Annotated in this window: 6 protein-coding genes; all 6 read left to right on the forward strand. The window is 68.8% G+C overall.

Annotation, left to right across the window (positions count from 1 at the left end; translation table 11 throughout):
* A partial coding sequence (locus QZ753_RS02250; RefSeq protein ID WP_294640823.1) for a translocation/assembly module TamB domain-containing protein occupies positions 1-1,230 on the forward strand: 1,230 nt, incomplete at its 5' end.
* A 75-nt stretch (positions 1,231-1,305) separates the two neighbouring features.
* Positions 1,306-1,533 (forward strand): hypothetical protein, encoded by a 228-nt coding sequence (locus tag QZ753_RS02255; RefSeq protein ID WP_294640825.1) that lies wholly within the window; start codon positions 1,306-1,308, stop codon positions 1,531-1,533.
* Between the two features lie 206 nt (positions 1,534-1,739).
* The gene (pgi, locus tag QZ753_RS02260; RefSeq protein WP_294640828.1) at positions 1,740-3,389 is read left to right on the forward strand and encodes a glucose-6-phosphate isomerase; all 1,650 of its coding nucleotides are present in this window, start codon (positions 1,740-1,742) and stop codon (positions 3,387-3,389) included.
* Positions 3,390-3,397: 8 nt separating this feature from the next.
* On the forward strand, positions 3,398-5,890 hold the full coding sequence (locus tag QZ753_RS02265) for a glycogen/starch/alpha-glucan phosphorylase (RefSeq protein ID WP_294640830.1): 2,493 nt from the start codon (positions 3,398-3,400) through the stop codon (positions 5,888-5,890).
* Positions 5,891-6,123: 233 nt separating this feature from the next.
* Complete coding sequence (glgC, locus tag QZ753_RS02270; RefSeq protein ID WP_294640832.1) at positions 6,124-7,392, forward strand: glucose-1-phosphate adenylyltransferase; 1,269 nt, start codon at positions 6,124-6,126, stop codon at positions 7,390-7,392.
* The gene (gene glgA, locus QZ753_RS02275) at positions 7,389-8,834 is read left to right on the forward strand and encodes a glycogen synthase GlgA (protein ID WP_294640834.1); all 1,446 of its coding nucleotides are present in this window, start codon (positions 7,389-7,391) and stop codon (positions 8,832-8,834) included. Before glgC ends, glgA begins: the two co-directional genes overlap by 4 nt.
* Positions 8,835-8,969 lie beyond the last annotated feature (135 nt).

The raw sequence follows: 8,969 nt of genomic DNA on the forward strand, positions 1-8,969 counted from the left end.
CTCGCCGAGGGCGGCCGCTCGGTGCAGGGCACGGTGCGGGTGGATGCCCGCGTGCAGGGCACGGCCGCCGCACCGAACGTCACCGGCACGGTCTCCACCGCCGGCGCGTCCTTCGTCGACACCGGCGCCAACCTGTCCTTGAACAACATCAACGCGCAGGTCTCGCTCAACGGTCAGACCGCGACCTTGACCAGCGTCACGGCCCAGCTCGGCGCCGGCGGCACCGTCAGCGTCGCGGGCACGATCGGCATCGGCGCCGGTTTCCCGGCCGACCTGCGCATCCAGGTCGCGGACGGTCGCTACGGCGACGGCGAACTCTTCACCGTGCGCCTCGACGCGGGGCTGACCCTCACCGGCCCGCTGACCGGCAATGCGCTTCTCGCCGGCACGGTGAACGCGCAGGAGATCGCGATCCTCGTGCCGGACAACCTGCCGAGCTCGGTCGCCGAGATCGACCTGAAGCGCCGCAACACGCCGCCCGCCGTGCAGCAGCAGATCCGCGAGATCGACCCGCCGGGCAAGGGCGGTGGGGGCGCGAGCGGCGGCATCCGTCTCGACGTGACGCTGAACGCGCCGAACCGCGTCTTCGTGCGCGGCCGGGGTCTCGATCTCGAACTCGGCGGCACGATCCGCGTCACCGGACCGATCTCCGACATCGCGGTCAGCGGCGGGTTCGAGCTGCAGCGCGGGCGCTTCCAGCTCCTGTCGCGCCGCCTCGACTTCCAGCGCGCGACGCTGACCTTCGACGACGGGCTCGTCCCGACGCTGGACTTCCTCGCCGCCTCCGACACGGGCGAGGTCACCGTCTACATCGCGATCACCGGGCCGGCCAACGATCCCGCCTTCAACTTCACCTCCTCCCCCGCCCTGCCGCAGGACGAGGTGCTGGCACGGCTGATCTTCGGCCAGGGCACGGCCGACCTGTCGCCCCTGCAGATCGCCCAGCTCGCCTCCGCCGCGGCCCAGCTGTCGGGCGTCGGCGGCTCGACCGGCCTCCTCGACAACCTGCGCTCCCAGCTCAGTGTCGACGACCTCGACATCCGGACCACGGCGGACGGCAAGACCTCGGTCGGCGTCGGCCGCTATATCAACGAGAACACCTATGTCGGCGTCGATTCCACCGGCCGCGTCTCGATCGACCTCGAGCTCGGGGCCGACATCAAGGCCCGCGGTGCGGTGACGGCGAACGGCGGCGGCGAGGTCGGCGTCTTCTACGAAAAGGAATACTGAGGCGCGCAACCGGGACCGGGCGCTCCACGTTTCCGACTGTCTTCCCGAAAGGGATTTGTCAGCAGGAGTGGACCCATGAGCACCGAGTCTCTGAAGCACGCCAAGTTCGACCGCGACGACGGCACGTCGTTCGATTCGCCGATGGCCGTGGTCGAGGACGGGTTCCTGGACGGCCACGAGAAGCGCTCGATCCTCGGCGAATGGAAACGCCGCGTCGACGCCGAGAACCGCGCCGACGGCATCGACCCGATATCGCAGACGCTTGACCATGCGATCGAGAAGCTCGCCGGCCTCAAGACCTGAGGACGAGGCGTCCTCGCGCGGCCGTGACGCGATTGGCGAATGCGTAACGGCTTTGCGCTAGCATCCTCCGGCTTCGGGCACGAAGCGGTGGGCGGGTTCGGCGCGGGCTTTTCGGGAAACTGTTGGGCACTGCGGCAAAACGCACTATCCTTCGGCACCCAAGCGCGAGCCCACCGGCTCGCCCCCAGAAGCCATGGACCGAGCTCGTGACCGACCAGTCTTCGAACGACGCATCCCTTGACCAGCTGAAGGCCCGCGGCGAAGCCGCCGCGGCCAAGGGGATCCGGTCCCTCTTTGCGGCCGACGCCGATCGTTTCCGCCATTTCTCGTTCCGCCACGACGACCTTCTCCTCGACGTCTCGAAGACCGCGCTGTCGGCTGACGATCTTTCGGCTCTCCACGCCTATGCCGAGACGGTCGGCGTCCTCGAGCGCCGCGACGCGATGTTCTCGGGCGCCCGGATCAACACGACCGAGAACCGCGCCGTGCTGCACGTGGCGCTGCGCGCCCGGCCCGAGGACGGGTTCGCGGTCGAGGGTCAGGCGGTCGGCGCCGAGGTCGAGGCGGTGCTTGCCGCGATGGCGCGCTTTGCGGGCGGCGTCCGCGACGGCTCGATCCGGGGCGCGACCGGCGAACGGATCACCGACATCGTCAACATCGGCATCGGCGGCTCGGATCTCGGGCCCGTCATGGCCGCGATCGCCCTCTCGCCCTACCACGACGGCCCGCGCGCCCATTTCGTGTCGAACATCGACGGCGCTCACATGGCGGACACGCTGGAGGGGCTCGACCCGGCAACGACGCTCTTCATCGTCGCCTCCAAGACCTTCACGACCATCGAGACGATGACCAACGCGCAGACCGCGCGCGCCTGGGTCGCCGGCAAGCTCGGCGAGGCCGCGGTCGGTGCCCATTTCTGCGCGGTCTCGACGGCGCTCGACAAGGTCGGCGCCTTCGGCATCGGCGAGGACCGCACATTCGGCTTCTGGGACTGGGTGGGCGGGCGCTACTCCGTCTGGTCTGCGATCGGACTGCCGCTGATGATCGCGATCGGGCCCGAGCGCTTCCGCGAGTTCCTGGCCGGCGCGCGCGACATGGACCGCCACTTCCGCGAGGCGCCGGCGACGCAGAACCTGCCCCTCATCCTCGGCCTCGTCGGCTGGTGGCACCGCGTGCCGCAGAAGCACCGCACCCGCGCCGTCATCCCCTACGATCAGCGCCTTGCCCGCCTGCCGGCCTATCTCCAGCAGCTCGACATGGAATCGAACGGCAAGCATGTCGGCCTCGACGGGCGCCGCGTCGAGACCGCGACCGGGCCGGTGGTCTGGGGCGAGCCCGGCACCAACGGCCAGCACGCCTTCTTCCAGCTCCTGCACCAGGGCACCGACATCATCCCGGTCGAGTTCATCGTCGGCGCCAACGCGCACGAGACGAGCCCGGAGATGCGCGTCCACCAGGACCTGCTTCTGGCCAACTGCCTCGCCCAGTCGGAGGCCCTGATGAAGGGCCGCACGCTGGAGGAGGCCCGGCAGCAGCTTCTGGACGCCGGCCGCCAGGCCGACGAGGCCGAGCGCATCGCTCCGCACCGCGAGTTCTCCGGCGACCGTCCGTCGCTGACGATCCTCTACGACAAGCTCACCCCCTTCGCCTTCGGCCGCCTCGTCGCGCTCTACGAGCACCGCGTCTTCGTCGAGGCCCAGCTCTTCGGGATCAACGCCTTCGACCAGTGGGGCGTCGAACTCGGCAAGGAGCTGGCGACGGGCCTCCTGCCGGTCGTGCGAGGCGAAGCCTCGACCGACGGCCGCGATTCCTCCACCGCGGGCCTCGTGTCCGCGATCGCCACCTTGAGAACCTGAGACCCGCCATGACGCCATCCAGCCTCGCCGTTCGCCAGGATCGTCTCGAGCCCGGTGACAAGTCGCAGCCCCGGCTGAACGATGCCGACACGATCGCCAAGGAGATCGTGGAGAAGCTCACCTATTCGATTGGCAAGACCACCGGCGCCGCGCGCCTGCACGACTGGCTCGAGGCCACGACGCTCGTGGTGCGCGACCGCATCATCGACAACTGGTTCAACTCGACGATCGAGACGCGCCGCAGTCAGGCCAAGCGCGTCTGCTACCTGTCGATGGAGTTCCTGATCGGCCGCCTCCTGCGCGACGCGATCTCGAACCTCGGCCTCACCGACCCGATCCGCGAGGCGCTGGCGCGCTACGACGTCGAACTCGACCTCGTCGAGCTCCTGGAGCCGGACGCCGCGCTCGGCAACGGCGGCCTCGGACGCCTTGCCGCCTGCTTCATGGAATCCATGGCCTCCACCGGCGTGCCCGGCTACGGCTACGGCATCCGCTACGTCCACGGCTTCTTCCGCCAGGAGATCGTCGACAGCGCGCAGGTCGAGCTGCCCGAGACCTGGCTGAAGCACGGCAACCCGTGGGAGTTCGAGCGCCGCGAAAGCTCCTACGAGATCGGCTTCGGCGGCAAGGTCACCTCGATCGAGGAGAACGGGCGCACCCGTTTCGTCTGGCGTCCGGCCGAGCGCGTGCTCGCGGTCGCCTACGACACGCCGGCGGTCGGCTGGCGCGGCAACCACGTCAACACGCTGCGCCTCTGGTCGGCTCAGTCGCTCGACCCGATCCTGCTCGACGCATTCAACGCCGGCGACCACATCGGCGCGCTTCTGGAATCCAACAAGGCGGAGGCGATCACCCGCGTCCTCTACCCCGCCGATTCCCATCAGGCCGGTCAGGAGCTGCGCCTGCGCCAGGAGTTCTTCTTCTCCTCGGCCTCGCTGCAGGACATCATCCGCCACCACCTCGCCCAGTACGACGACCTGACCAACCTTGCCGACAAGGTGGCGATCCAGCTGAACGACACCCACCCGGCGGTGTCGGTCGCCGAGCTGATGCGCCTCCTCGTCGACGTGCACGGCATGGAATGGGACGCGGCCTGGACGATCACGCGGGCGACCTTCTCCTACACCAACCACACGCTCCTGCCGGAAGCGCTGGAGACGTGGCCGATCCACCTCTTCGAGCGACTCCTGCCGCGCCAGATGCAGATCATCTACCAGATCAACGCGGGGGTCCTTCGCGAGGCGACGCAGGGCCAGGGCTTCGACGACCGCACGATCTCGGCGATCTCGCTCATCGACGAGGGCAACGGACGGCGCGTGCGCATGGGCCAGCTCGCCTTCGTCGGCAGCCATGCCGTCAACGGCGTGTCGGCGCTGCATACCGAACTGATGAAGCAGACCGTGTTCCACGACCTGCATCGCCTCTATCCCTCGCGCATCGAGAACAAGACCAACGGCGTGACGCCGCGCCGCTGGCTGCATCAGGCCAATCCCGGCCTGTCGAAGCTGCTCGACGAGACCATCGGGCCGGGCTTCCGCGACAATATCGAGGAGATCGCCAAGCTCGACGCGCATGCGGACGACGCCGCGTTCCAGGAGCGCTTCGCCGCGGTGAAGCGCGAGAACAAGGAGCGCCTCGCGACGCTGGTGCAGGAGCGCCTTGCGATCACGCTCGATCCGGGCGCGATGTTCGACATCCAGGTCAAGCGCATCCACGAGTACAAGCGCCAGCTCCTCAACATCCTCGAGACGGTGGCGCTCTACGAGCAGATCCGCTCGCTGCCCCATCTCGACTGGACGCCGCGGGTCAAGATCTTCGCCGGCAAGGCCGCTCCCTCCTACGTGCAGGCCAAGGAGATCATTCATCTGGCCGGCGACGTCGCGCGCGTCGTCAACTCAGACCCGACGGTGCGCGGGCTCCTGAAGGTCGTCTTCATCCCGAACTACAACGTCTCGCTCGCCGAGATCATCATGCCGGCGGCGGACCTCTCGGAGCAGATCTCGACCGCGGGCCTCGAGGCGTCGGGCACCGGCAACATGAAGTTCGCCCTCAACGGCGCGCTCACCATCGGCACGCTCGACGGCGCGAACGTCGAGATGCTGGAGCATATCGGCGAGGACAACATCTTCATCTTCGGCCTCAAGGCCGACGAGGTGGCGAGGATGCGCGCCGAGGGGCACGGCGGCCAGGCAGTGATCAACAGCCAGCCGCTCCTGCGCTCGGCGATCGATTCCATCTCCGCCGGCGTCTTCAGCCAGGGCGATCCCGGCCGCTACGCCAACCTGATGAACTCGATCCGCGACCGCGACTGGTGGATGATCGCCGCCGACTTCCGCGCCTACTGGGACAAGCAGCGTCAGCTCGATGTCCTGTGGAAGGACCGGGGCGCCTGGAATGCGCTCGCCGCCCGCAACACGGCGCGCATGTCCTGGTTCTCCTCCGACCGGTCGATCCGCGAATACGCGCGCGACATCTGGAAGGCGGGCCCCGGCGCCCGCTGATACGACGGCCCATCTGCCGTCCCGTCTGACCAGGAGGGCCGATGCCGCGCATCGGCCCTCCTTTTTTTCGTGCGCAAGGCGCCCAGCCCGTGCAAAATCTCTGTGCAAAGGGCGCAGACCGATAGTTGCCGCGCGATCATCGGCTCTATCTTTCCACGCTGGAAACGAAGAAGACTGGCAGTCGGCATGCCCTTTGCGCGGGAGCGAGGGGAACTGCGCAGGAGGAGACGAGGATGGCAGATCACCGGCGCGCGGGGCCGATCTCGCGTGACACGATGGCCTATGTGCTGGCCGGCGGGCGCGGATCGCGCCTGATGGAGCTGACCGACGACCGCGCCAAGCCGGCCGTCTACTTCGGCGGCAAGTCGCGCATCATCGATTTCGCCCTCTCGAACGCCATCAATTCGGGCATCCGCCGCATCGGCGTCGCCACGCAGTACAAGGCGCACTCGCTGATCCGCCACCTCAACCGGGGCTGGAACTTCCTGCGTCCGGGCCGCAACGAGAGCTTCGACGTCCTGCCCGCCTCGCAGCGCGTGTCGGAGGACCAGTGGTACGCCGGCACCGCCGACGCGGTGTACCAGAACATCGACATCATCGAGGCCTACGCGCCCGAATACATCGTGATCCTTGCAGGCGACCACGTCTACAAGATGGACTACGAGATCATGCTGCAGCAGCATGTCGACACCGGCGCCGACGTGACGATCGGCTGCCTCGAGGTGCCGCGCATGGAGGCCGTCGCCTTCGGCGTCATGCATGTCGACGAGAAGAACCAGATCACCGCCTTCGTCGAGAAGCCGGCCGATCCCCCCTCGATCCCGGGCCGTCCGGACACGGCGCTCGCCTCGATGGGCATCTACGTCTTCAACACCAAGTTCCTCGCCGAGCAATTGCGGCGCGATGCGGCCGACCCCAATTCCAGCCGCGACTTCGGCCACGACATCGTGCCCTACGTCGTCAAGCACGGCACCGCCTACGCTCACACCTTCTCCTCCTCGGTGGTGCGCTCGGAGGCCGAGTACGGCTCCTACTGGCGGGACGTCGGCACGGTCGACGCCTACTGGCAGGCCAATATCGACCTCACCGACGTCGTGCCGCAGCTCGACATCTACGACCGCGACTGGCCGATCTGGACCTATGCCGACGTGACCCCGCCGGCCAAGTTCGTCCACGACGAGGACGGGCGCCGCGGCATGGCGATCTCCTCGCTCGTCTCGGGCGACTGCATCATCTCCGGCGGCTCGCTGCACCGCTCGCTCCTGTTCACGGGCGTGCGCCAGAACTCCTATTCCGTGCTGAACGAGGCCGTGGTGCTGCCGCACTGCCATATCGGGCGCGGCGCGCGCGTCACGCGCGCCATCCTCGACCGGGGCGTCCACATTCCGGACGGGCTGGTGATCGGCGAGGATCCCGAGCTCGACGCCAGCCGCTTCCGGCGCTCGGCCGGCGGCGTCTGCCTCGTCACGCAGTCGATGATCGACCGGCTCAGCCAGGGATGACCACGGTCCTCTCCGTCGCGTCGGAGGTCTTTCCGCTGATCAAGACGGGCGGGCTCGCCGACGTGGCGGGCGCGCTGCCGCTGGCGCTCGGCGCGATCGGCATCGACGTGACGACGCTGATGCCCGCCTATCCCGCCGTCCTCGCCCAGATCGAGGGCGCCGAAACGGTCGCCGCGATCGACGATCTCTTCGGCGGGCCGGCGCGCATCCTCGCCGCCGACGTCGCGGGGCTCTCGATGCTCGTCCTCGACGCGCCGCATCTCTACGACCGTCCGGGCGGCCCCTATGTCGGAGCGACGGGCTACGACCACCCCGACAACTGGGCGCGCTTTGCCGCGCTCGGCCGCGCGGCGGCGCTGATCGGCACCGGCCTCGTGCCGGGCTACCGGCCCGACATCGTCCACGCGCACGACTGGCAGGCGGCGCTCGCGCCCGTCTATCTCGAGGCGGCGGGGGCCGATCGTCCCCGCACGGTCATCACCATCCACAACCTCGCCTTCCAGGGCGCCTTCCCGCAGACGATCTTTCCCGAGCTCGGCCTGCCCGCGACGGCCTGGGGCGTCGACGGCGTCGAGTACTACGGCTCGGTCGGCTTCCTGAAAGGCGGCCTCAGGGCCAGCGACCGGATCACCACGGTCAGCCCGAACTACGCGCGCGAGATCCTGACCGCCGAGGGCGGCATGGGCCTCGACGGCCTGCTGCGCGGCCGCGAGGACCGCCTGTCGGGCATCGTCAACGGCATCGACGTCGAGACCTGGAACCCGAACGCCGACCCGCATGTAGCCGCGACCTTCGACCGCGACGCGCTGTTCCGCCGCGTCATCAACAAGCGGGCGCTCGAAGCCGAGTTCGCGCTGGAGGAGGACGACACGCCGCTTCTGGCCGTCGTCAGCCGCCTGACCTGGCAGAAGGGCCTCGATATTCTCGCCGAGAGCTGTGACGACATCGTCGCGGCCGGCTGCCGCCTTGCGGTCGTCGGCTCGGGCGACCGGATGCTGGAGGGCGCCTTCCTGTCGGCGAGCGCCCGCCATGCGGGCCGCATGGGCGTTCGCATCGGCTACGACGAGGTCCTGTCGCACAAGGTGCAGGCGGGCGCCGACGCGCTGCTCGTTCCCTCGCGCTTCGAGCCCTGCGGCCTTACCCAGCTCTATGCGCTGCGCTACGGCTGCCTGCCGGTCGTCAGCCGCGTCGGCGGCCTTGCCGACACCGTGATCGACGCCAACTTCGCCGCGCAGACGGCGGGCGTCGCCACCGGCATCATCTTCGCGCCTGTCACGCGCGAGGCGCTGATGGAGGGCGTCCAGCGTCTCCTTGCCCTCTACGCCGACGCGCCGCTGTGGCGCGACATGCAGCGCACCGCCATGGCGAGCGACGTGTCCTGGACCGCCAGCGCACGGCGCTACGCCGATCTCTATCAAAGCCTTCTCCAGGAACCCGCCTGATGATCCGCACCGTCGCGACCAAGCCCTTCGACGACCAGAAGCCCGGCACGTCGGGCCTGCGCAAGAAGGTCCCGCATTTCGCGCGAGAGAACTACGCCGAGAACTTCCTGCAGGCAATCTTCGACGCGACGGAGC

The sequence above is a fragment of the uncultured Aureimonas sp. genome (assembly GCF_913775355.1).
Lineage (GTDB): Bacteria > Pseudomonadota > Alphaproteobacteria > Rhizobiales > Rhizobiaceae > Aureimonas.